Genomic DNA, 22606 nt, shown 5'->3' with positions numbered 1-22606 from the left:
TACCGATAGCGTTCGCCAACGCTGCGGCACGGCTGAGCAATAATCAGTTCCAAAATATCCAGATGAAGAATAACAATATCATCAGTCCCTGCAGCAGCACCTTTACGACGACGCTTGAGAAAAAGCCGACAAGCGCGCCCAACCCGGCCCGCAGCGACTGCTTCCACTCGGTTCCGACGATCAGCTCGCCGATGACGGCGCCAAGGAAAGGTCCGATCAGCAAGCCCGCTACCGGGATCACGAACGGCCCCAGCAGCAGACCGACCGTACTGCCGATGACAGACGCTTTCGTACCCCCGAATTTTTTGACCCCCAGCGCACTCACCGCATAATCCGCAATAAGCAGAATGGCGAGCAGTGTCGTCTGGGTCAGCCAAAACCATAGCCCGAAGGAATTGAATCCGACCATCCATCCGTACGCGAAATAAGCCGCGTAAATGGCGATGGCTCCGGGAAGCACCGGATAGACCGCACCCGCCATTCCGACGATAAACAGTACGATCACCAGGATCCATGCTGCAATAACCATCGATTTTCCTCCTCGAACTTAAAGGACTGTACAGCCGGACACGGCGCGGCGGCATCAAGAGAGTACATATCGCTCGATGATACGAGCTACGCCGTGCTCCTCATTCGTCTCCGTAACGACATCGGCCAGCCGTTTGACCTCATCCTGCGCATTGCCCATCGCTACGCCGAGACCCGCTGCGCGAATCATGGACTCGTCGTTCAAGCTGTCGCCCATCGCAATGACCTGCGACATGTCGATGCCGAGCAATCCGCATACTTGCCTGATTCCGCTCGCTTTGTTAATGCCTTTCGGATTGATCTCAATATTGAACGGATGCGAATTGGTCAATTCCAAAGCATCCCAGGAAGCCAGCCTGCTGCGGATCGCCTCCAGCTTATCGGCATCCTCGTAATAGTAGCCGAATTTCAGCCACTGCTTCGAATCGACTTCATCGGTCCATTTGTCCCGGTTGAATATTTCCTGCACCGCATAGGCCCAATACCATGTGTCATATTCCAGCGCGATGGCGTGCATTTCACGGATCAGCGCCGTATCCATCAGCGTACGGCTGTGCAAAATGCCGGGCGCCGCCCACACCTCGCTGCCGTTCACGGTCACGATCGGTGCCGACAACTGCAGCTCCTCTACATAGGCCGCTACATTTTGTATGCCCCGGCCTGTCGCGAACATGACGGTAACGCCGGCCGCATGGGCCGCCTTGATCGCCGCTTTGTTATCCGCTGAAATGAGCTTGTCCTCCGTTAACAGCGTTCCATCCATATCCAGAGCGATCAGTTTATAATTGCCCACGTACGATCCAGTCCCCTTTACGTAAGAGTTACAATGCTTCGGCAAACGTCGGTCTCGGCAGCTCTTCCAAATAAGTCGCATGCCATAAGGCGAACATATAAATCGTCCACAGCCTGCGCGCGTAGTCGCCCTGCCCGTTCTGGTGCAGCTGAACCATTCTGCGCACCGTATCCATATTAATATAATCCTCGACGCCGCTTGAGGCGATCTGCTCCATCATGACGCCGCCCTGATTGCCCTTTAACCAATCGCGGAGCGGCACGGGAAAGCCGAGCTTCGGTCGGCCCAGGATAAAGTCGGGAATGATGCCTTCCATCGCTTTGCGGAAAATGTACTTGGTCGTGCCTTCGGCTATCCGGTAGCGTGCCGGAATTTTTCGCGCGACCTCGTACAACTCCACATCCAGGAACGGGACGCGCAGCTCCAGGGAATGCGCCATCGTCATCTTGTCCGCTTTCATCAGTATATCGCCCGGCATCCACAGATTCATGTCGATATACTGCATGCGCGTCACCGGATCCTGATGGCGCGTCTTCTCGTAAAACTGCTGTGCGATTTGCAGCGGATTGCGGTAGCTGCGCAGCATTTCCTTATCGATCCGCACAACCTCGGCCTTCATGTCCTCGGTGAATATTTTCGCATTGCCGATAAACCGCTGCTCGAGCGGCGTCGTGCCGCGCAGTACATAATTTCGGCCGTACATTCCGCCCGGCAGGAGGCGCGCCACCGCATGCAGCAGCCGCTTTAACGGCAGCGGCAGCCGCTCGATCGGGGCAAGCGACAGCGGCTCGCGGTAAATGCGGTAGCCGCCGAACAGCTCGTCGGCGCCTTCGCCGGAAAGCGTCACCGTGACATGCTCGCGCGCCAGCTGCGCGACGTGATACAGCGCAATAGCCGAAGGATCGGCCACCGGCTCGTCCTGATGCCATACGGCTTTCGGCAGCGCGTTAAAAAAGTCCTGCTGCGTAATGATTTTCGCATAATGCTCCGTATCCAGCGCCTTCGCGGTTTGACGCGCGATCTCCGTTTCGTTGTTCGGCCCTTCGAAGCCGACAGAGAACGTCCGGATCGGCTCGATCGACCTCATATGCGCCGCGATCGCCGTCGAGTCGATGCCGCTGGACAGGAAGCAGCCGCGGTCCACATCGCTCTGCATATGGTGAATGACCGAATCCTTCAAGCCTTCGCGGATTTGCTCCACGTAGTCGGCAAACGGGCGCTCCTCCGGTTCGAACATCGGATCCCAGTAACGGCGGATGCTCATATCCCCGTCATAGCCGATCGAAATGCAGTGACCCGGCGGCAGCTTGCGGATGCCTCTGAACATCGTATCCGGCTCGGGCACGTATTGAAATGTCAAATAATTAAGCAGGCTCTCCGTATGTATGTTCCGGTCCATGCCGTTTGCAGCTAGCAGGCTTTTAATCTCGGAGCCGAACAAAAATCGTTTGCTGTCCTTGTAGTAGTAGAACGGCTTGATTCCGAAATGATCGCGCGCGCCGAACAGCCGTTTTTTTCTGCGGTCCCAGATGACAAAGCCGAACATCCCGCGCAGCCGGTGCACGCATTCCTCGCCGTATTCCTCGTACAAATGTACGATGACCTCGGTATCGCTGTGCGTTTTGAATTGATGTCCTTTTTCCTGAAGCTCGTGCCGCAAATATTTATAATTATAAATTTCTCCATTGAATACGATCCATACCGAATCGTCCTCGTTGGAAAGCGGTTGGTGACCCTCTTTCAAATCGATGATGGACAGCCTGCGAAAGCCTAATCCTATGCGGTTTTCACCCCAAAATCCAACATCGTTCGGCCCGCGGTGCACAATGCAGTCCGTCATGGCCTTGAGCATCGTCTGGGACGGTTCCCTATCTTCAAAATACATCGCTCCGGTGATCCCGCACATGTTTACATTTCCTCCTCAAGCGTCCAAACAGCCAAAATATAGACCCAATATATGAATCAATATATTAGTATACCATATTCGCTGCAAGATCAGAAAATAAGCTCGTAATTACCAGTTACATCCAACCGCCGTAGGGAAGGGGCTCGATTTGTCAAGGTTGTGCGAAGCAAATAATGATACTTGTACTTTACATACAAAGAAACTCCCCGAAGGGAGTTTCCGCAATGATTATTGCTGTGTAGACGCTGTGCCTTTACCGCCCTTCGGCACGCCGTCCAAGCCGTAATATTGATCATACGCGTCAAAAATTTTTCTTGCGATCGGCGCCGCATTCCAGGCCCCGAAGCCGCCCTCCGGCACGACGACCGCAACGGCCAGCTTCGGGTTATTCACCGGAGCGAAAGCGATAAAGACGGCGTTATCGATCATTTTACCGCCGACCGATTGGGTCGATGTCCCTGTCTTGCGGGCAAAGCTGTATGGGAAGTCGTCGAAGCCCTGCACACCGACCTTCTCCATCCCTTTGATGACGGCATCCCAGTACGGTTTGGGGAAATTCGTCTCCTCCATAATTTCCGGTTCGATCTTTCTGACCGGCTTGCCTTCGTACGTTTCGATTTTATCGACGAGCAGCGGCCTCAGTTTTTTGCCCCGGGTCGCGAGCGTGGTCGCATATTGCGCCATTTGCAGTGTCGTATATTTTTCATTCTGGCCCCATGATGCATAGACCATCCGCGACTGCAGCGTTTCCTTCGTATTGACTTTAAATTCGCTGATGCCCGGGTTCTCTCTCGGCAGACCGCTGCCGGTCACAACGCCCATACCGAATTTGTTCATATACGATTCCCACAGATCGGGAGCCTTCGCACCGTCGCGCAAATAAAGCGGATTGCCGATCATCGCGGACATATAGGTGTTGGACGAATGCCAGATGGCATCAGCCGCATTGATCGGTCCGTAAGCCGCACGATCGGAGTTCGTCAGTCTTGCGTTGTTATCTTTCCCGTAGGTGAATACTCCCGTATCGTTGTAGATCGTATTGACGCCGAACAAGCCTTCGTTCAGTCCGATCAGCACGGACAACGGTTTGATGATCGAACCGACATATACGATCGAGGAGGGATGGTTTTTCATCTCTTCCGGCGGATAATTGGGATATGCAGTCGTAATCGTTCCATTGTTTATAAAAGGCTGAATCCGCTGAAACTCTTCATTATTCGAAAAACCGCTGCTCCATACGCCGGGATCGTAGTCGGGCATGCTGGCCATCGCGACGACCCGTCCGCTATCCACTTCCATCGCTACGGCGTAGCCTGCCCTTGCATTCGGCGCATAGCCGTAACGGGAATTGCGGGCCGCCGGCGATTTGGCATAGTCCAACTGATCGAGAATCGCCTGCTCCGTAACCTGCTGCACATCCTTATTGATCGTCAGGAACAAGTTGTTCCCCTTCTTCGGCGCTTCGACCTGAACTTTGCCGATGATTTTGTCGGAGGCGTTGACCGGGTATGTTTTCATCCCGTTTTGACCGCGCAGTTCTTCCTGATACATCAGCTCAATCCCGTCATAACCGACATCCTCGGTATCCAGGTAACCCTGCGTATTGTCTTTGTTTTTATAAAATTCCAGTCCGTTTTTCGGTTCTCTCGCTCTGGAAAAAGGCCTCATGTAACCGATCAGCTGTACGGCAATCGTGCCCGGATCATAGGTACGGATGCTCTCCTCCATAATTTCCAGCCATTTCAGCTCGTCGCGATGCTCCAGAATAAAGGCGATTTCCTGTGGCGACAAGCCCGATTTAATGCGGCGCGGTACGAAGGAATAGCTGGGCGGCGATGTCGTGTTTTTATCCAGATCGTAACCGACATCCATCTCTTTAATAATTCCGGCGGCCGTCAGCGGACTGTTGGTAGGGGTGCCGTATTCGCTGAAAATTTGCTCCAGCTTGCGGGCCAGCGCCACGATATCGTCCTTCTTTTGATCGGATTCCATTCGGAAATAGAGGGATTGCGCCGAAGAGGTGAAAGCAAGCGGATAACCGTTGGCATCGTAAATATTGCCCCGGATCGGCGCAATTGGCGAAGGGCGCACTGCCGTCTTGGCTTCCTCCTCCTTAAGCTGCTTGCCTTCGACAAACTGCAGTATCGCCAGACGCACAATAAGCACCGAAAACAGAAAAAATATACAAAAAAACAACAAATTCACACGAACCGTAAAATGACGGCGCTTCGTCGCTTCCTGCTGCTGAGGATCTTCTACGGACATCGACTTTCTTATTTTCATTGCCTGCTGACACTCCTTTTTCCTTACCAAAATGCTTGAACAGCGGGCTCGGGTGGCGCGTTTCGGTCGCGGATGCAGCATAGCATCTCCGAAAAACCGCTTGCCGACAGCATTCGCAAAGGCTGCCTCCAACAGTTTAACATAATTCGCCGTAAAGTGGAAAATCCGCGGGAGTGAAGAAAAAAGAAGGCTTACCCGCATGGCGGACACGCCGCTTTACGGATTAAGCCTCCCGGATATGCGTTTGATCGAAATTCGGCGGATCGAACCAATTGCCTCCGCTTGCGACCCAAGTAGCGTCCAACGGGACCCACTTCTGCATATCGGCGATATAAACCTCGTTCCATGCATGCGGACCGTAACCGCCTCTCCCGTCATAGCCCAGGCCGGTCACAACCTTCACGTCAAGCCCGACCGAACGGGCCATCACGGCATACAGCCGGGAATAATCGATGCAGACGCCGCTTTTGGTCGCAAATGTTTCTTCCGGCGTCTGCTCCTTCCAAATTCGTTTCTGCTCATACAAATTCACTTTATCCCAATCGTATTTCACCCGGGTGCCTACCCAGCTGTAAAGCAGTCTCGCCTTATCCTCGTCCGTCCTGCCTTTGGCCGTCACTTCCTTTGCCGCCTGGGCGATATCCGCCGGAACATTGGCGTCAAGCACCTCGTATTTGCGCTGCAATATATTCGCGAACTCCTGTTCGACCGCTCTCGTAAACACCGGCAGCTTGTCGGCCAGAAAGTCGCCGGTTACCGGCTTGATAATTTCGTTCGCGCCCTTCCGGTACAAGTCCGACGCTTGAATGTATGCAGCAGCAGGCGACTGGGGAAACAGTGAAGCGACGATAAATAACGCCGCGATCACGAGCAGAGCGCGGCCGGCTCCGATCACACAACCGATAACGCCCCCGGCCAGGCTGCTGATCAAGGCAGGCCGGCGGCTGCGCTCATGATGCCGATCCGGCTCTACGGTTCGAACCGTCCACCCGACCAGGATCGAATCGAAAATCCGAAGCAGCACTTGCTTCGAAATGATATAGCCGAGTATGAAAATAATCCCGATGCGGAGCAGCGGAAAATCGCGAACCGCGGTCACGCCTGTATAATACATCTGCTCGAAAAAACCGAGCTCACGCGAAGGAATGGCAATTTGCAGCGATGTCAGCCACATCTGCACATGCGGCGACAGCCAATTCGCCAGCTTCCAGCCGATGACAAGCCCGAGAATAACGGCAGCGCCTTCCGAAGCCATGAGCAGGAACTGTTTGGCCGAGGTCGAAGCGCCGCGGACTAACCCCATGATAACGGATAGGAGCACAATGGCTGCCAGCAGCAATGTAATCCCGTTTGCCGCGCTAATCTCCTGCCATGCTTCGCTCATTGGACTCAACTCCCCTTACAGCTTCGCGTTTTTCTTCGCCTGCTCGATGAGCGCGTTCAGCGCATCGTCCAGCTTCATCGTAAAAGACTGGTTCATGAATGTCACCTTGACTTCATTCGAGCCGGGATTGCCATCCAGCTTCAGGCTTTTCGTCGTGACGGTGAATGTGCCATCCGAATTTTGCTTGTACTGCGCATCCTTCATTTCATTAGAGAACGCAGAGACGGCCTGATTTTTTACATTGGCCGAGACAACCGAGCCCAGATCAAGCAGCTGGTCCTTATAGCTCGCGCCGTAGAAATACAATCCGGCCAGTACCGCCAATACAATAACCCATTTGACGACCGTTTTTACAATCCGTACGACGAGAAACAGCACAACGATCGCCGCCACGATAATAAACCAGCGTTCCTGCAAAAAAGACATTACGAAATCCAAATTTCATCTCTCCCTCTACACCTTTTCAATATTAATGAGCAACAAATTTGCTTGAAACTAAAACCCCTTCTTATTTGTTGTCTTCATTCCGTTTTTTTCTCAGCGCGGCCAGCTTCTCCTGAATTTCATCCGAACGATCGGCTTTCCGCGCGCGGCGGTATGTCGAACGCAGTCTGAACAAAGCAAGAAGAACGATAATGACCGAAATCAATATAAATGGATCCACCTGCCGGCATCCGCCTTTCTGAACATAATAGCTTGTGCAGTCCGTTGCGATGACCTTCCGTCGGGCTGCCGCGAAAATAATGGTACTAACCCCAAGGCTTGTCACGTAAAAGTAATGATAGACGGATAAGCAGTAGTTAATGATCATACTTGAGGTGATGATGTTGAAAACCGCTATATGGCTTTATTTGTTTATGTTCGTAGCCTTTTTCGATCTGCACGCGCAATATCCGATACTTTCACCGTTCGCCATCTCGCTGGGTGCGGCGCCATCCTTTATCGGACTCATCCTGGGCGTCTATTCGATTACGCATTTGCCCGGCAACCTGATTGCAGGCTATGGTGTCGATAAGTACGGCAGCAAACGGTTTATCGTGTTCAGCCTGATTGTAGCAGGAATTGTGCTGCTCGTACAATCCCGGGTTACCGATCCCTGGGACCTGCTCATCGTCAGATCGATCAGCGGTTTCGTTCTTGCCTTCCTCTCTCCGGCATGTTTGTCCCTGCTGGCCAAAATCGCCAAAGATAGCGTCCAGCAGAGCAAGCTGATGGCGGGCAACGGCTTCGTGCATACGATGGCCTCGGTGCTTAGCCCGGCTGCAGGCGCATTCCTAGTCGCGAAGCTCGGATTCGCGCAATCGTTTCATCTGCTCGGATGGATTCTCATTATCACCGGCGTACTTGCCATCTTCGGCGTTAAAGAACGGCAGTATACGCAAACCGCCGCCGAACTGTTTCCGCCGCCGCATAACGCACAAGCGATTCAAGGCGATGCCGCCGGTGCGCCGGCTTCCAGCGAAAGCAGTCCGATTCCATGGTTGTTCTTCGGCGTGCCGCTCGCCATTTCCTGCTCCCAGGGCATCTTATTCTTCGAGCTTCCTTTGATGAAGGAAACGAACGGCTCGATTTTAACTTCGGGCATCCTTTTTTCACTGGTCAGCCTCGGCGCTCTCGTCACATTAAGTATGGTTTTTCTAAACCGCGTATCCCCTCTGCTTCGCACGTCCATCGGAAGCTTGGCCTTAGCTCTTATCTTCTTCGGCTTGTCGGTTCATTGGCCGCTGCCGATGTATGTTTCGCTGTTCATGATCGGCATGACCAAAGGCGTGATTTATCCCGCCATTGCTTCCTTGCTGGCCAGCTTGACGAGCGCGAACCGGTACGGACGCATTTTTTCGTTTCTGTCGATCTCTTTTTCCGTCGGCGCCTTTATAGGACCCATTGTTGCCGGGCATTTGAGAAGCCATACTTCTCCTTATTTTATCGCTTTTGTATGCCTAATGACAGCATTAACGATGCTTCCGCTTCGCTCTTTTAAGCCTGTCCGTATTTAATCAATGCACCGTTTGCAAATAATCTTCATCCGATTACGACTTTATCGGGTTAAGACCCCCACCTCTAAGGTGGGCCTTGAATCAGGTGGGGTAGAGTCCCCATCTGATTCCCCGATGTTCTGCAAAGCTGAACGAGTTCACTCCGGGCGGTTATTTTTTTTCGACTGCTTGTTTCACCATCGGATTTACGGGGTAATTACACATTATGTCGGGCCATTTTTCACGAAATCGCCATAATTCCCACTATTTTCAATCCTACATAGGGGGACAGGACGGACTGATTCCGAGAAATGCGTTCGAATTTTTTAGTGTTTATTTTTATATATGAAAAAGGAGGTGAGATGCATTTGAAAAAGGCGGATTTACAAAAAATTAAACAAGGCAATGATAGGAGGAGTGAGCCCCGCATGAAGTCAGCGGTAGTTAAAAAGACAGCTCAGGTGACCGTCATGATGCTCATCATTTCGGTGTTAATGCCTGTGCTTGCATTCGCAGCAACAGGATTCAGCAATTTAACTTACAAGAACAATTCCGTTTCCGGTACGGTTTACAGCGACACTCCTTTTACTGAAGGCGCGCAAATAAACTTTTACGACCCAAGCGGCAATCTAGTAGGCACTACAACGACCAGCGCAACTTACAACGTATACGATGGCGTTTACTACAATTATTCGTTCAGCGGCTCGCCAGACGTGCTTCGTCAAACTTACCTGGATCTTAAGGAAGTTTCAAGCTCCGTTTACGGTCGTGTCTATGACTCGACATCCAGCGGCAACAGCGGCGGTGGTGGTGGCGGCGGCGGTGGCGGCGGCATCGCCAACGGATCTTCAATTACCGTATCGTCCGATGGAACAATTGACGCCTACGCTTTGAAAAATGCTCTCGACCAATACGACCTCGTCGAGCTTAAGCTGAGCGGCGACGTCGCATTGATACCTGCCAAAGCATTGGTGGACTACGTAAGCGACAAAAACAAGAAATTGAAAATTTCCAACGACAAAGGGACTTATACACTTCCTCTTCATGTATTAGCGTTGGAAGACATTGCTACCAAGCTTTCCACAACTGTCGATGACTTGATTATTAAAGTCGGCATCGCGGCAGCAAGTGAAGCTGACGTTAGCGACATCAATACGGCCGCTTCTTCCTTGAGCGCGACTGTAATCGGCAATGCCGTTGATTTCACGCTTGCAGGTCAGGCACCTGACGGTACATCGCAAGCAATCGATCTGGGCAGCAATTACATCAGCCGTACGATTCCTTTGACGAAAGAAGCGAATTCTTCGCAATCTACAGCTGTCGTGTATGATCCGACTACGAAAAAGCTTAGCTTCGTGCCTTCCCTGTTCTCCACGGAAGACGGAACGGGCGTTGCCGAGATCAAACGCAACAGCAACAGCATTTATACAGCTATCGAGCTGAACAAAAGCTTCGCTGACAGCAAGGGCCACTGGGCTCAAAGCTACATCGATCTGCTTGCCAACAAGCTCGTTATCGATGGCGTAACCGATACTTCGTTCGAGCCTGAGCGCAATATCACGCGTGCTGAATTTGCCGCGCTGGTCGTTCGCGCATTAGGATTGGATCAATCCGTTGGAAGCAGCTCGTTCAAAGACGTTTCTTCCAGCGACTGGTTCTCCAGTGTAGTCGGAGCCGCTGTTAATGCCAAAATCATTGACGGCTACGAAGACAACACATTCCGTCCGAACCAACCGATCAACCGTGAAGAGCTTGCAGCTATGGTTGTTCGCGCATTGAGCTATGCTGGCGCTAAACCTGAGGTTGACGCATCCCAGCAATCGAGCTTGTTGGCCAAGTTTACTGACGCCGGCAAAATCGTATGGGCTCAAAACGAACTGGCTGTAGCGGTTCAAGCAGGAATTGTTGACGGAGTTACCGATACGACAATTTCTCCGAATACGCAAGCAACCCGCGCTCAATCGGCAACTATGCTGAAGCGTTTGTTGACAGCGGCTAATTTCATTAACTAATTCTTTTTAAGTACACTCTCCAAAAAAACCGGATTGACCCGCGGGTCAATCCGGTTTTTGCTGTTATGCCAGAACCCCTTTTCGGAATAGACAGCCTGGAGATTATCATTGCACCGGCATCAATCTTAACGGTTCTTTTTATATAAAGGATAGTCCACCTCTGTCGGAACCTCGATCAGAATGATGCGCAAGCCTTCCTCGCCGGCCGCCAGCCGTACAGACTCCCCTTTCCCCGCCTCTGCCGCAATGACGGTGAAGTCTTTGGGATTAAACTCGACAGTCGATCGATTCGTATCCGATGCCAGCGACCAGCCGCCGCGGCCGCGGATCGCCAGCGCCGCCAGAGAGCTCCCGCCTTTAAGCTCGTGGCTGTAGGCGCTCCCCTGTGCCAGCTCCACATCCCACATCTTCACATCGGCAACCAGTTTGACCGGAGAGCCGCTGCCAATAACGGTTTTCACTGTAATCCCCGGCGATTGAGCGGATTGAAAAGCTTCATGATCGTATTGGTTATAAGCAGGTTGACGCTGCAAAGCTTCCCGCATATACGGCTCAAACCAAATTTGAAACCCTTCCGAATCCGGACCGACGAAACGTTCGCTATGCGATACCCCGGATCCGGTCTGCATCACCTGAGCGCCTCCGGGCCCGACTATACTTCGTGTGCCTAACGTGTCGGCATGCTCCGCTTGACCGTGAATCATATACGTGATAATTTCAAACGCCTGATGCGGATGCATCGGGATATAGCCTTCCTGCTTCGCATGCGCCCATGCCCAATAAAATAACGGCCCGATCCCCTTTACGGCAGAGCCTTCGCCAGGGAAACCGATCGGTTTTTGCTCCGTAATTTTCCCCCCGTCAAATTCCCCTATAGCTTGTTGGTCCGGTGTATATATGGTGATTGTCATTCTGCATCCCTCGCTTTCATACGATAATTGATTATTAACTTACTTTTAATTAGTTTATAAACATAGTTTAATTTATTGTTTCATTTTCGTCAAGCAGCTGTGAACATCTTTTTTATAAGTTTTCAGCGGCGCTGAAGCTTTCTATCATTTAAGAAAAACCGTCAGGGAAGTTCGCCCTGACGGTCCTTGGTTCTAACAATACGTTGGTGCGCTGGGAGGGAAATGGGTATGGGGTTCCAATCGCTGTTGAAATCGTGTCCCATTGAATGTATGTAGCGGTATTGACACGATTTCAAAGGCGACCGCTATCGCTTTTCCACCCCATACCCATTTCTACCTTCTGCTTTACTTCTACCTCTTTCTTTACTGCACGGTCTTCGATCCGGTATTCATATCCATGCACACCCTTGTAATACTCAGGGTACATTTCCCCCACTAACCTCACAGGTAAACTGCGGCGGTACTTCCGGATCTCCATCATCCATTCTATCACTCGCACTTCCGGCAGACTAGGGGGTCTATTCCTGTCCCCGCCTTCACTTTTTCCCGCCAATTTCTTCGTTTCAAGCGTTTCTTTGCTTTTACGATCCATTTCCGCGCTTGTTTTAACTTCAAGAAAACCTACATTTAAATCGCGGTCGCTCATCTTGGATAGACCTCGATAGAGGTTATTTTAACATAAAAGAAAGTATAAAATCCGGGAACCAAGGTGTTCCCCTTTTTAAGTTTTTTGGTAAGTAGAGTTATGAAGACCATTATTTTACGACAAATATTTTTTGATGATTATAACCATTGGGAAAATTTTGTGAAGTAGCATGGGAAACAAATACCGCTTAGTGTGATCCGGGACTTCGATAGGATGGATGATGGAGACCCGGAAGTGCCTCCGCAATTCGCATGTGAAGCTTGCGGCGGAGCCATGTACCCGGGATACGACAAAGGTGTGCATGGTTATGAAAATACCGGATCGAAGACCGGCTAGTTAAAAAAGAGGTAGCAGGAGACACAAGAGTAGAACAGTAAGAGGGTATGGATGTGGGGTGGAAAGTTTACGGGCCGTCTTTGAAGTCGTGTTCCCCCTCTCCAGTCTAATCGAAGGAACACGACTTCAACAACGGCTGTAACCCCACATCCATCCCTCCCCACGCTCAAACGTATATCCTACACCAAGGACGCCGCAAGGCGTTTTACTTATAACATCAGAATAGGACTTGATAAACGCTTGGAACAAAGAGCAAAACTGGTTATACTACAAAAAAGAAGCAACGGATACAAATGAGGGGTGCTTTACTGATGCCGATTACAATTATTGTAGAAGGAAAAAACGACAAAAGCAGGCTGCGCCGCCTTTTGAACGACGAAATTACGATTTTATGCACCTACGGCACGTTAAATAACGAAAGGCTGGAAGCTTTAAAAAAGAAAGCGGGTCAAAACGACATTTACTTATTTACCGATAACGATGCGTCCGGAAAAAAAATTCGCGGCATTTTACGGGATACGTTTCCCGATTCGGATCAAATTTATACGAGGAGAGGTTACGCAGGAGTAGAAGGAACGCCGGACGAATATTTAATCCAGCAGCTGGAAAAAGCCGGCCTGGAAGAGTTTATCGTATACCCTCAGCAGGACCCGGCTTTTTAAATATTATGATCATCGGTTGAACAACGTCAGAGTCGTTGCCTTATCATTATTCTTTCGTAAGCTTAATCATATCTTGAGCGATTTTTTCCACATCCAAATCCGGATCGCTGCCAACATAGTACGTTCGCAGATCGCCCTTTTTATCCACCAGCAAAATGACATTGTTATGCGTAAACGTACCTCCTTGCTTGTCTTTAATGACGGTGACGCCGAACTTTTGGGCCAGATCGATGATCGATGCTTCTTCGCCCCGAAGGAAATACCAGCCTTTCGGGTCGGCATGAAACCGGCCGGAAAACTCCTTAAGCTGCTCCTTTGTATCATTGGCAGGATCGAATGAAATCGAAACGATTGCCGTTTTATCGCCAAAGCCGCCTTTTTTTACAAGCGAATCCTGAATTTTCGAAATCGTATACGTAGTCGGCGAGCAAACGTCGGGACAAGTCGAATAGAAGAAATAAACAAGCTTGGCCTTGCCTTCCAAATCAGCGGAGCCGATCTGTCTGCCGTCCATATTTTCCAGCTTAAAATCGGGTGCTTTCTTGATGACGCCCATCTTGGTGTCGTTTCCCTTGAGCAGCATATAGCCGAAAACCCCGATCATTGCCAACAGAACTACCGAAACGATAATTTTAAATGCGTTGCTTTGCGCTTTTGAATTCATACAGCTCCCCATCCTTTATCTATAAGTCCGGTGAATCCATGCCCGCTGCGCGAGCGAATCATTTCTCCTTGCACAGATGTCCCGCCGGAACGATCCGGCTCTCCGCTTCTTCACCGGATTTCCAAAAAAATATCCCATGCTGCCATGGGATGAACGCCGTACTTCAATTTAAAGGATTACGAAACCGCAACGGTTGTTATAACCATAATAATAAACATAACTGTCAAATAATTGATGGAGTAAATAAACATTTTTTTGGCCCACAATTCTTCGTCCTGAGCCTTGAAGCCTTTAATACACAGAAAAGCCCAATAAAGCCCCATAACAACCGCCGCGTAAAAATAAAACACATTCACGTAGCCATATACATAAAGCAGCAGCGACAAGGGAACAAGCAGAACGATGTAGCGGATCATGCTGATCTTCGTTATAAACGTCCCTCTAACGACAGGCAGCAGCGGGAAGCCAGCAGCGCGGTATTCCTCCATCCGGCGAATGCCGAGCGCCCAAAAATGTGGCGGCTGCCACAAGAACAAAATGCCGAACAAAATAATCGCGCCTGCGTCAATATCGTTACGGACCGCGCAATAACCGATTACCGGGGGCATTGCACCGGAGATGCTGCCGACCACAGTGCTCCATACCGATGTCCGTTTAAACCAAGCCGTGTATATCCATACATAAACGAACAGTCCGATAAGCCCTAGCAGTGCCGACATCGGATTAACAAGCAGCCCGAGCCCCAATACACCGATAACGCCGAGAATAATGCCGTACATCATCACGACCTGCGGAGAGATTTTGCCGCTGGGGAGCGCCCGATTTTGGGTCCGCGCCATCTTGATGTCCATATCGCGGTCCAAATAATTGTTGAGCACGCAGCCGGAAGCCATAACAAGCGCCGTACCGATCATCGTATAAATCATTTGCAGCCAATTAATATGCCAGCCCGATGCAACCCAAAACCCGCCGAATGCGGTAATCGAATTGGAAAAAATAATGCCCGGTTTGGCCAACTGGACAAAATCCCTCCAAGTGACGGGACCCTGGTCAACCGATTCGGACACCGCTGCGTCTGTAGAATCTGCCGTATTGTTGAGGTTAAGCCTCATTTGATCGTCCACGATTAAAGTACCTCCTAAAACTTTTCATCGAAAAGTCAACATCGAAACCGACGTCGTTTCGTCTGGTTATAATGAACAGAACATGCCGTGTCCTCTTATATCTTCTCTATAATAACAACCCTGCACCTATTTGACAACAAACCGGGATGCGAGTTCAAAATATTGTCGATTTATATATGGCGGCGTCTCGTCGATCTTCTTTCCGGACTCAAGTGTCGCCAAGTCCGCTTCCTCATTATAGCCAAATAAGCTTGTTTCCATTTTAAAAGCGATCCGATCCAGGCCGAACCGGCGGATTTGAAAAGCGCCTTGCGGCGTCCCTGGTGCAGGATATACGTTTGAGCGTTGGGAGGGATGGATGTAGGGTTTGGCTTCCCAGATTTTACTTTGCGCACAGGGAGGCATGGGTATGCGCACGTCAAACAGCCATAGGCCCCGTCTGCCGCCTGGTGCTGCGGACGAAGGCCTATGGCTGCATTCCCTATTCAACTGCTGCATTCGAATGGTTTTGATTCTGCTATTTGCGGACATTCAGAACAGGCTTCGCAAACAGCCGCTGCCTTGTAAACTGCCACGCCGCGGTCATTAGCTCCTGAATTTCATACATTTTGCTGCCGATAACCGAAAGCACGAGCCCGTATTTATAAGTTCGGCTAATGCCGAAGTAAAGCGGTGCCCCGGGCCGTGAAGCTTGGCCCGCCGTCATATTATTCCGAAGCGGCGAATCATGCTCCTTGTTTCGTTCTTCCAGAAAATCTTTTAACGCCTCGATAAACGCCGCATCGACCCGGTCGCTGAAAACGCAAAGAGAGCCGGCATGCGTATGCTCCGCCCAGCCGCCGATGGCATTCAGCCGCAAGCCTTGGGCTGCAGGCTGAATCCGCTGCTTGGCGCAATAAATCAATTCACCGTCGTAAGTAACGGTAAGCCGATTCTGATACAGCCCATACTGAAAAAGCTCTCCCCGGTACGTCCGCCCGGGACAGACCGCATCGGCATAAATCAATACCGAGCCGGCATCCATCCGAATGTCGGTAGCGCTGTAAAACACAGCGTCCTTATACAGCATCAGCGGCTCCGGCATATATTCCACATAGCTGTCGCGCCCGAGCGTAAGCCGCTGCTCCTGACTGCTTGGCCGCGCTGCGGCACCGGCATCGCTATCGCGGGCAGGGTGAACCTTCGTGTAGGACTGATTAGTGATATAGACGTCCGTCTGCTCGCCAAACGTCCAGTCCAGCACATACCGGTCACCGGCCATAACGCCTGGCGACGCGTCCATCACATAAACGCCCAGCTGTCCTTCGGGGAACGGAAAAGCTTTGGCGATTTTGAGCGGGTAAGCATGATATCTGCCGCTTAGCCGGGTCTGCTCCCCGGCCGCCGTGAAGGAGGCCGTGACGCAGCCGGTTACATTAGGCATGATCGTATTCCCGCTCCACCCACTGGACGATATCGTCGAGCCCTTGACCATCGAACAAATTGGAGAAAATAAACGGGCGTTCGCCGCGCATTTTCAGCGTATCCTCCTCCATCACTTTCAGGCTGGCGCCTACATGAGGCGCAAGGTCGATCTTGTTAATGACCAGCATGTCGGAGCGGATAATGCCCGGGCCGCCTTTGCGGGGAATTTTTTCGCCCTGGGCCACGTCGATAATATAAATAAACCGGTCCACCAGCTCAGGGCTGAAAGCTGCAGCCAGATTGTCGCCGCCGCTTTCGATAAAAATGATGTCCAGATGCGAAAACCGATTTTCCAGCTCCTCTATCGCCTCAAAATTCATCGATGCGTCCTCGCGGATTGCGGTATGCGGGCAGCCGCCCGTTTCTACGCCGATAATACGCTCCGCCGGCAGCGCTTCGGAACGAATCAGGATGTTGGCATCTTCTTTCGTATAAATATCGTTTGTGATTACCGCAATGCTGTACTTGTCGTTCAGCTTGCGCGCGAGCCTCTCCACAAGCGCTGTTTTGCCAGAGCCTACCGGTCCTCCGATACCGATCCGCATAGGCCGGTTCAATTGATGCTGCTCCGGTGTTTCCCATTCATGATGGTGATGCGTTCCTCCCTGACACATAGACATGTCCTCCTATTCGTTATGGTTTTAAAGGTTATGACATAAAAAGCCTTGAGTAAAGCGCCTCATGGCGCATCATCGCAATGTCCGCCTGCGGGGTGCAGCCAAAGCCGTCCTCGAGCGGATCCAGATGCCGCGCTTCCCGCCATGCCTGCGCGATTGCAGGCGTCAGCTCCGCCAGCAGGCGCTGGCCTTCGGTCTGGCCGATGGACATGAGCCGCAGACCGCTGTTGATGCATGTCATCGTACATGCATACAAATAGCCTTCGGCCGCCATATCGAGCGGCACCTGCAGCTGGCGGCTGACCCAGCCGTGGATCAGCGGATGCGTACCGCGGCAGCGGCGTTCCTGCAGCGCCGTCTGCAGCGGCTCCCACATCAGCTGCGGGTAGATCGAACGGGCCAGCTGGTACAGCCGCCTGCCCATCTTTACGACCCCTTCTCTCGTTTCGGCTGCCGCCCGCTGAACATGCTGCATTTGATCTGCCCGCCACAGCGAATCCCACTGCTCGTCGGGCGAGTAGACGTACACTGCCTTCACCGCAAGGGCATCGATCGGAGCCCAGCTTTGCGACAGCATCGTTTCGATATATTGCTTCAACTGGGCAGGCCGCCGGATGATCCCTTCCTGAACCAGCGTTTCCAGTCCGAAGGAGTGGGAGAAGCCGCCGATTGGCAGCGCGGAGTCGAGCAGCTGCACATAGGAGAGCCATAAAGCCGCTGAAGGTTGCTGAAGCATCGCCCGTATTCCCCTCCCCATTATCGTGTTTCTACTATTAATATAGTGAATTGTCCGGAGTGAACTCGTTCAGCTTCGCCGAACATCGGGGAATCAGATGGGGACTCTACCCCACCTGATTCAAGGCCCACCTTAGAGGTGGGGGTCTTAACCCGATTAAGTCGTAATCGGATAAACGGCTGCGCCATCCTTAGGGGATGAACGCAATCCTGAAATCTAAAAAAGAAAATAACGCTGCGCCATCGGCAGTTCCTTAGCCGGCTCGCATGTAATCGCGGTTCCGTCAACCTTGACCTCGTACGTTTCCGGGTTCACGTCGATCCGCGGGGTTTCGCCGTTGTGGATCATATCCTTCTTCGTCACGTTCCGGCAGTTCTTCACCGGCTCGATCCGCTTCGCCAGCCCCAGCTCCCGGTGTACGCCGGCATCGTAGGCGGCCTGGGAAACGAAAGTAATGCAATGGTTCAGCGCCTTGCCGAACGCCCCGAACATCGGCCGCCCGAAGACTGGCTGCGGCGTCGGTATGGAAGCATTCGGGTCCCCCATTTGCGCGAAAGCGATCATTCCGCCCTTTAGCACCATCTCCGGTTTAATGCCGAAAAACATAGGGCTCCACACCACCAGGTCGGCCAGCTTGCCTACCTCGACGGAGCCGACCAGATGGGAGATGCCGTGCGTGATCGCGGGATTGACCGTATACTTGGCAATATAGCGTTTGATGCGAAAATTATCGGCATTCGACGAGGCTTCGCTCTCCTCATCCGGGGACGGCAAATAACCGCGCTGCTGCTTCATTTTATCGGCGGTTTGCCATGTCCGGATAATAACTTCTCCCACCCGGCCCATCGCCTGCGAATCCGAGCTGAGCATGCTGAACACGCCCATGTCGTGCAAAATATCTTCAGCTGCGATCGTTTCGGGCCGAATCCGCGAATCCGCAAAGGCAACGTCCTCCGGAATTCGGCTGTCGAGATGATGGCATACCATCAGCATATCGAGATGTTCCTCTATTGTATTGACTGTATATGGACGGGTCGGATTCGTGGAGGACGGCAGCACATTCAGCTCTGCTGCGATTTTGATAATATCCGGCGCATGCCCGCCTCCCGCACCTTCCGTATGATACGTATGAATCGTTCGACCGCCGATAGCGGCGATCGTATCCTCGACGAATCCGGATTCATTCAGCGTATCGGTATGAATGGCTACCTGCACATCGTACCGATCGGCAACGCTCAGACAGCAGTCGATCGCAGCCGGAGTCGTCCCCCAGTCCTCATGCAGCTTGAGACCGATGGCACCTGCCTCCACCTGCTCGATCAATGGCTCCGGAAACGAAGCGTTGCCCTTGCCTGTGAACCCGAGGTTCATCGGGAAAGCTTCCGCCGCCTCCAGCATTCGGTACATATGCCACGCGCCCGGCGTGCAGGTCGTAGCGCTCGTGCCGGCGGCCGGCCCTGTGCCGCCGCCGATCATGGTCGTGACGCCGGAGGACAGCGCCGTCTCGATCTGCTGCGGGCATATATAATGGATATGCGTATCGATGCCGCCGGCCGTGACGATCCGCCCTTCGCCCGCAATGACCTCCGTTCCGGCCCCGACGATCATGTTCGGCTGGACGCCGTCCATCAAATCGGGGTTGCCGGCTTTGCCGATACCTACGATGACACCGTCCCGAATGCCGATATCGGCCTTAACGATCCCCCAATGATCGATAATCACCGCGTTTGTGATCAGCGTATCGAGAACGCCCTGCTGCCGGGTATGTCGGCTCGACTGCCCCATTCCGTCGCGGATTACTTTGCCTCCGCCGAACTTGCATTCCTCCCCGTACACGGTGTAATCATGTTCGATTTCCGCCCACAGCCCGGTATCGGCAAGCCGCACCGCGTCGCCGACGGTAGGCCCGTAGGTTTGGGCATAAGCTTTACGATCCATTTTGACCATCCGCTGAAATGCCCTCCTTATCGTTATGCTGAGGCGAAGCCTGCATTGCAGTCGAAGGCTTCCACGCCTCCAAGCGGCGTTTCGCCTCGTCCGGCAGCTCGCCGTGCCGCGCCGCTCCTTGGGACAGACCGTTCAAGCCATAAGACAGCTTTGCCCCGCCCAACTCCACCAATTGCACGGGCTTTGCTTCTCCCGGCTCGAACCGGACGGCTGTCCCGGACGGAATATCAAGCCGCATCCCGAAGGCGTCCTCCCGGGTAAAAGCCAGCGCGCGGTTCACTTCAAAAAAATGAAAATGCGAGCCTACCTGAATCGGGCGGTCGCCGCTGTTGACCACAACGATGCGTACCTTTTTTTTACCTTGGTTCAGTTCGATTTCGCCTGCTTGGGTTCGATATTCTCCCGGAATCATTATAGTAAGCTCCTTTACATGAAAGTGATTAATGGGTGATCGGATGATGAACGGTAACGAGCTTTGTCCCGTCGGGAAAGGTCGCTTCGACTTGAACCTCGTGAATCATTTCGGGCACCCCTTCCATCACCTGCTCCGCTTTTAATATGGTGGTGCCGAACTGCATCAATTGGGCAACCGTCAACCCGTCCCGCGCGCCTTCCATAATCTCGGAAGTAATCAGGGCGACGCTTTCGGGATAATTCAGCTTTACACCCCGCTGCAGACGTCTTCGTGCCAAATCCGCGGCTACGGTAACGAGCAGCTTTTCCTTTTCTCGTTCGGTTAAATGCACAGAATGTGTACCTCCTCAGCCAATTGTTTAATGTAATATTATCTAACATATAACACGAATATTGGCCTTCCATAATGTTTATTATATTCGCTTTCTTGCATATTGTAAATTGACTGCGTTAGCTTTAAGTGAGTTTTGTATATCATATTTTCTGTTTTTTCACATATTGTTAATATGATTTAATGCGAATGATAATTATTATTTACACAAATGCCCATTTTTGTAATTTAGAAATATTTTTGTGTAATGTATATTGACATTTGTATAACGTAAAATTATGATAACAGATGTAAGAAATCCTTCCCTCATCATTGTCGCGAAATGTTTTTCCGACGAGAGCACCCAGACATGTTCTTACGTTTGGCAGTCCCCCGTGGCCCATGCGCTTACAAATACATAATCTGCAAAAACAATGCAGGAGCGTTCCATGCGGCACACCATCTATTTTAAAGGAGTGGTTGAACATGTTGTTGGGTAAAAGAAAAGGGATCAAAGCTTTTATGGCGGCCAGCTTGACGCTTACGATGCTTTTGGCGGGCTGCGCTACACAATCCGCTCCCGCTGCAAAGCCGGCGGCGGAAACCAAAACGGATGCCAAGCCCGAAGCGGGCAAAGACGATGCGGTGCCTGTAGGCATTCTGCACTCATTGACCGGCACGATGTCCATCAGCGAGGTTTCGGTAAAAGATGCCGAAATGATGGCTATCGAGGAGATCAACAAAGCAGGCGGCGTGCTCGGCAAGCAGCTGAAGCCGATTATCGAGGACGGCGCATCCGATTGGCCGACCTTCGCCGAAAAAACGAAGAAGCTGCTGCAAAAAGATAAGACGGCGGTTATATTCGGCGGATGGACTTCCGCAAGCCGTAAAGCGGTGCTGCCCGTTGTCGAGCAAAACAAAGGACTCTTTTTCTATCCTGTGCAGTATGAAGGCCTCGAGTCATCCCCGTACATTTTCTATACGGGCGCAACAACCAACCAACAAATCGTACCGGCGGTCAGCTGGTTGCTTCAAAACAAAGGAAAGAAATTTTTCCTGCTCGGCTCTGATTATGTTTTCCCAAGAACGGCCAATAAAATCATCAAAGAACAGCTGAAAGCGGAAGGCGGCACATTGATCGCCGAAGAATATACACCGCTCGGACATACCGATTACAACACAATCATCAGCAAAATTAAAAAGGAGAAGCCCGACGTTGTATTCAACACATTGAACGGCGACAGCAACGTTGCTTTCTTCAAGCAGTTGAAGGATGCGGGCATCACCGCCAAAGATTTGACCACGCTATCGGTCAGTATCGCCGAGGAAGAAATCCGGGGGATCGGCGCCTCCGTACTGGAAGGCCACTACGCAGCGTGGAATTACTATCAAACGACCGACACGCCTGAAAATAAAAAATTCGTAGAAGCTTATAAGGCTAAATACGGTAAAGACCGCGTTACTGACGATCCGATCGAGGCCGGTTACTTCGGCGTCTATCTGTGGGCCGAGGCTGTAAAAAAAGCGGGCTCCTTCGATGTCGAAAAAGTAAAGGCGGCGGCCAAAGGCATCGAATTCAACGCCCCTGGCGGCAAAGTAACGATCGACGGCGAAAATCAGCACGTATACAAAACAGTCCGGATCGGCCAAGTGCAGGCCGACGGCCAATTTAAAGAAGTATGGAATTCAGGCAAGCCGGTGAAGCCGGATCCGTTCCTCAAGACGTACCCATGGGGCGCCGAGGTGACAAAGAAATAATCGTTGCTTAGCTGCGGCAAATAAATGAACAAACGGGGCTGCTCCTATGCGGGCAGTCCTGCATTTTTATTCCGTTGCCGCGCGACATGCTTTTCCGGTCAGGTTCGCGACGCTTAACATTATGATCGTATTTTT

20 protein-coding genes and 1 pseudogene are annotated in these 22606 nt (G+C 51.8%); 4 read left to right on the top strand and 17 right to left on the bottom strand.

Translation table 11 applies throughout. The features are described from left to right. Nucleotides 1-43: 43 nt before the first annotated feature. The 7 genes from E1757_RS10235 to E1757_RS35730 all read right to left on the bottom strand — a co-directional run bounded on the left by E1757_RS10235 (nucleotide 44) and on the right by E1757_RS35730 (nucleotide 7558). On the bottom strand, nucleotides 44-529 hold the full coding sequence (locus E1757_RS10235; RefSeq protein WP_133227378.1) for a DUF456 domain-containing protein: 486 nt from the start codon (nucleotides 527-529) through the stop codon (nucleotides 44-46). Between the two features lie 54 nt (nucleotides 530-583). Continuing rightward, nucleotides 584-1321 carry a Cof-type HAD-IIB family hydrolase gene (locus E1757_RS10230; RefSeq protein WP_133227376.1) on the bottom strand — a complete coding sequence of 246 codons (738 nt, stop codon included), beginning with the start codon at nucleotides 1319-1321 and terminating at the stop codon, nucleotides 584-586. A gap of 28 nt (nucleotides 1322-1349) precedes the next feature. Then, nucleotides 1350-3227: an asparagine synthase (glutamine-hydrolyzing) gene (asnB, locus tag E1757_RS10225; RefSeq protein WP_133227374.1), complete on the bottom strand. Its 1878-nt coding sequence runs from the start codon at nucleotides 3225-3227 to the stop codon at nucleotides 1350-1352. Nucleotides 3228-3455: 228 nt separating this feature from the next. Next, nucleotides 3456-5504: a peptidoglycan D,D-transpeptidase FtsI family protein gene (locus E1757_RS10220; RefSeq protein ID WP_133227548.1), complete on the bottom strand. Its 2049-nt coding sequence runs from the start codon at nucleotides 5502-5504 to the stop codon at nucleotides 3456-3458. Nucleotides 5505-5733: 229 nt separating this feature from the next. Beyond that, nucleotides 5734-6894, bottom strand: a complete 1161-nt coding sequence (locus E1757_RS10215) for a transglutaminase domain-containing protein (RefSeq protein WP_133227372.1) — start codon at nucleotides 6892-6894, stop codon at nucleotides 5734-5736. A gap of 15 nt (nucleotides 6895-6909) precedes the next feature. After that, nucleotides 6910-7332 carry a hypothetical protein gene (locus tag E1757_RS10210; protein WP_133227370.1) on the bottom strand — a complete coding sequence of 141 codons (423 nt, stop codon included), beginning with the start codon at nucleotides 7330-7332 and terminating at the stop codon, nucleotides 6910-6912. 70 nt (nucleotides 7333-7402) lie between these two features. After that, nucleotides 7403-7558 (bottom strand): hypothetical protein, encoded by a 156-nt coding sequence (locus E1757_RS35730; protein ID WP_165972054.1) that lies wholly within the window; start codon nucleotides 7556-7558, stop codon nucleotides 7403-7405. A 163-nt stretch (nucleotides 7559-7721) separates the two neighbouring features. Here E1757_RS35730 and E1757_RS10205 point away from each other — a divergent pair, with 163 nt between their 5' ends. Both E1757_RS10205 and E1757_RS10200 read left to right on the top strand, forming a co-directional pair. Beyond that, complete coding sequence (locus tag E1757_RS10205) at nucleotides 7722-8891, top strand: MFS transporter (protein ID WP_133227546.1); 1170 nt, start codon at nucleotides 7722-7724, stop codon at nucleotides 8889-8891. A 407-nt stretch (nucleotides 8892-9298) separates the two neighbouring features. Beyond that, nucleotides 9299-10882 carry an S-layer homology domain-containing protein gene (locus E1757_RS10200; protein WP_133227368.1) on the top strand — a complete coding sequence of 528 codons (1584 nt, stop codon included), beginning with the start codon at nucleotides 9299-9301 and terminating at the stop codon, nucleotides 10880-10882. A gap of 125 nt (nucleotides 10883-11007) precedes the next feature. On the opposite strand, the gene E1757_RS10195 is transcribed toward E1757_RS10200, so the two are convergent. Further along, the gene (locus E1757_RS10195; protein WP_133227366.1) at nucleotides 11008-11793 is read right to left on the bottom strand and encodes a pirin family protein; all 786 of its coding nucleotides are present in this window, start codon (nucleotides 11791-11793) and stop codon (nucleotides 11008-11010) included. 292 nt (nucleotides 11794-12085) lie between these two features. Continuing rightward, nucleotides 12086-12439 (bottom strand): hypothetical protein, encoded by a 354-nt coding sequence (locus E1757_RS10190; RefSeq protein ID WP_133227364.1) that lies wholly within the window; start codon nucleotides 12437-12439, stop codon nucleotides 12086-12088. Nucleotides 12440-13086: 647 nt separating this feature from the next. Here E1757_RS10190 and E1757_RS10185 point away from each other — a divergent pair. Next, entirely contained in the window at nucleotides 13087-13437 is a 351-nt protein-coding gene (locus E1757_RS10185) for a toprim domain-containing protein (RefSeq protein WP_133227362.1), read from the top strand. 46 nt (nucleotides 13438-13483) lie between these two features. Here the strand turns inward: E1757_RS10185 and E1757_RS10180 are convergent, their stop codons facing one another. The 8 genes and pseudogenes from E1757_RS10180 to E1757_RS10145 form a co-directional block, all read right to left on the bottom strand. Then, nucleotides 13484-14101 (bottom strand): SCO family protein, encoded by a 618-nt coding sequence (locus tag E1757_RS10180; protein ID WP_133227360.1) that lies wholly within the window; start codon nucleotides 14099-14101, stop codon nucleotides 13484-13486. A 176-nt stretch (nucleotides 14102-14277) separates the two neighbouring features. Further along, complete coding sequence (gene cyoE / locus E1757_RS10175; protein WP_425464832.1) at nucleotides 14278-15225, bottom strand: heme o synthase; 948 nt, start codon at nucleotides 15223-15225, stop codon at nucleotides 14278-14280. 517 nt (nucleotides 15226-15742) lie between these two features. Continuing rightward, a complete protein-coding gene (locus tag E1757_RS10170; protein ID WP_133227358.1) occupies nucleotides 15743-16648 on the bottom strand; it encodes an urease accessory protein UreD in 906 nt (301 codons plus the stop codon). Further along, complete coding sequence (ureG, locus tag E1757_RS10165; protein WP_133227356.1) at nucleotides 16641-17303, bottom strand: urease accessory protein UreG; 663 nt, start codon at nucleotides 17301-17303, stop codon at nucleotides 16641-16643. The genes E1757_RS10170 and ureG overlap by 8 nt, the downstream gene beginning before the upstream one ends. 34 nt (nucleotides 17304-17337) lie before the next feature. After that, nucleotides 17338-18042: an urease accessory protein UreF gene (locus tag E1757_RS10160; RefSeq protein WP_246079115.1), complete on the bottom strand. Its 705-nt coding sequence runs from the start codon at nucleotides 18040-18042 to the stop codon at nucleotides 17338-17340. 216 nt (nucleotides 18043-18258) lie between these two features. After that, a complete protein-coding gene (ureC, locus tag E1757_RS10155; protein ID WP_133227352.1) occupies nucleotides 18259-19989 on the bottom strand; it encodes an urease subunit alpha in 1731 nt (576 codons plus the stop codon). Nucleotides 19990-20047: 58 nt separating this feature from the next. Further along, a pseudogene (gene ureB, locus E1757_RS10150) lies at nucleotides 20048-20401 on the bottom strand (urease subunit beta); the annotation flags it as partial. A 28-nt stretch (nucleotides 20402-20429) separates the two neighbouring features. After that, nucleotides 20430-20735, bottom strand: coding sequence for an urease subunit gamma (locus E1757_RS10145; RefSeq protein ID WP_133227348.1), 306 nt, complete (start codon nucleotides 20733-20735; stop codon nucleotides 20430-20432). Nucleotides 20736-21199: 464 nt separating this feature from the next. Between E1757_RS10145 and urtA the strand changes: the two genes are divergently transcribed. After that, nucleotides 21200-22471 carry an urea ABC transporter substrate-binding protein gene (urtA, locus tag E1757_RS10140; protein WP_425464831.1) on the top strand — a complete coding sequence of 424 codons (1272 nt, stop codon included), beginning with the start codon at nucleotides 21200-21202 and terminating at the stop codon, nucleotides 22469-22471. The last annotated feature ends 135 nt before the right edge of the window (nucleotides 22472-22606 follow it).

Source organism: Paenibacillus piri (genome assembly GCF_004354045.1).
Classification (GTDB): Bacteria; Bacillota; Bacilli; order Paenibacillales; family NBRC-103111; genus Paenibacillus_S; species Paenibacillus_S piri.
Note: the sequence above shows the minus strand (reverse complement) of the source record. Positions and strands in the feature narration are given on the sequence as shown.

Bases quoted from the DNA above. Each gene is read 5' to 3' on its own strand.
- E1757_RS10235 (WP_133227378.1), bottom strand. From the start codon at position 529: ATGGTTATTGCAGCATGGATCCTGGTGATCGTACTGTTTATCGTCGGA.
- asnB (WP_133227374.1), bottom strand. From the start codon at position 3,227: ATGTGCGGGATCACCGGAGCGATGTATTTTGAAGATAGGGAACCGTCC.
- E1757_RS10215 (WP_133227372.1), bottom strand. From the start codon at position 6,894: ATGAGCGAAGCATGGCAGGAGATTAGCGCGGCAAACGGGATTACATTG.
- E1757_RS10200 (WP_133227368.1), top strand. From the start codon at position 9,299: ATGAAGTCAGCGGTAGTTAAAAAGACAGCTCAGGTGACCGTCATGATG.
- E1757_RS10195 (WP_133227366.1), bottom strand. From the start codon at position 11,793: ATGACAATCACCATATATACACCGGACCAACAAGCTATAGGGGAATTT.
- E1757_RS10190 (WP_133227364.1), bottom strand. From the start codon at position 12,439: ATGAGCGACCGCGATTTAAATGTAGGTTTTCTTGAAGTTAAAACAAGC.
- E1757_RS10185 (WP_133227362.1), top strand. From the start codon at position 13,087: ATGCCGATTACAATTATTGTAGAAGGAAAAAACGACAAAAGCAGGCTG.
- E1757_RS10180 (WP_133227360.1), bottom strand. From the start codon at position 14,101: ATGAATTCAAAAGCGCAAAGCAACGCATTTAAAATTATCGTTTCGGTA.
- E1757_RS10170 (WP_133227358.1), bottom strand. From the start codon at position 16,648: ATGCCTAATGTAACCGGCTGCGTCACGGCCTCCTTCACGGCGGCCGGG.
- ureG (WP_133227356.1), bottom strand. From the start codon at position 17,303: ATGTGTCAGGGAGGAACGCATCACCATCATGAATGGGAAACACCGGAG.
- E1757_RS10160 (WP_246079115.1), bottom strand. From the start codon at position 18,042: ATGCTTCAGCAACCTTCAGCGGCTTTATGGCTCTCCTATGTGCAGCTG.
- ureC (WP_133227352.1), bottom strand. From the start codon at position 19,989: ATGGTCAAAATGGATCGTAAAGCTTATGCCCAAACCTACGGGCCTACC.
- urtA (WP_425464831.1), top strand. From the start codon at position 21,200: ATGTTGTTGGGTAAAAGAAAAGGGATCAAAGCTTTTATGGCGGCCAGC.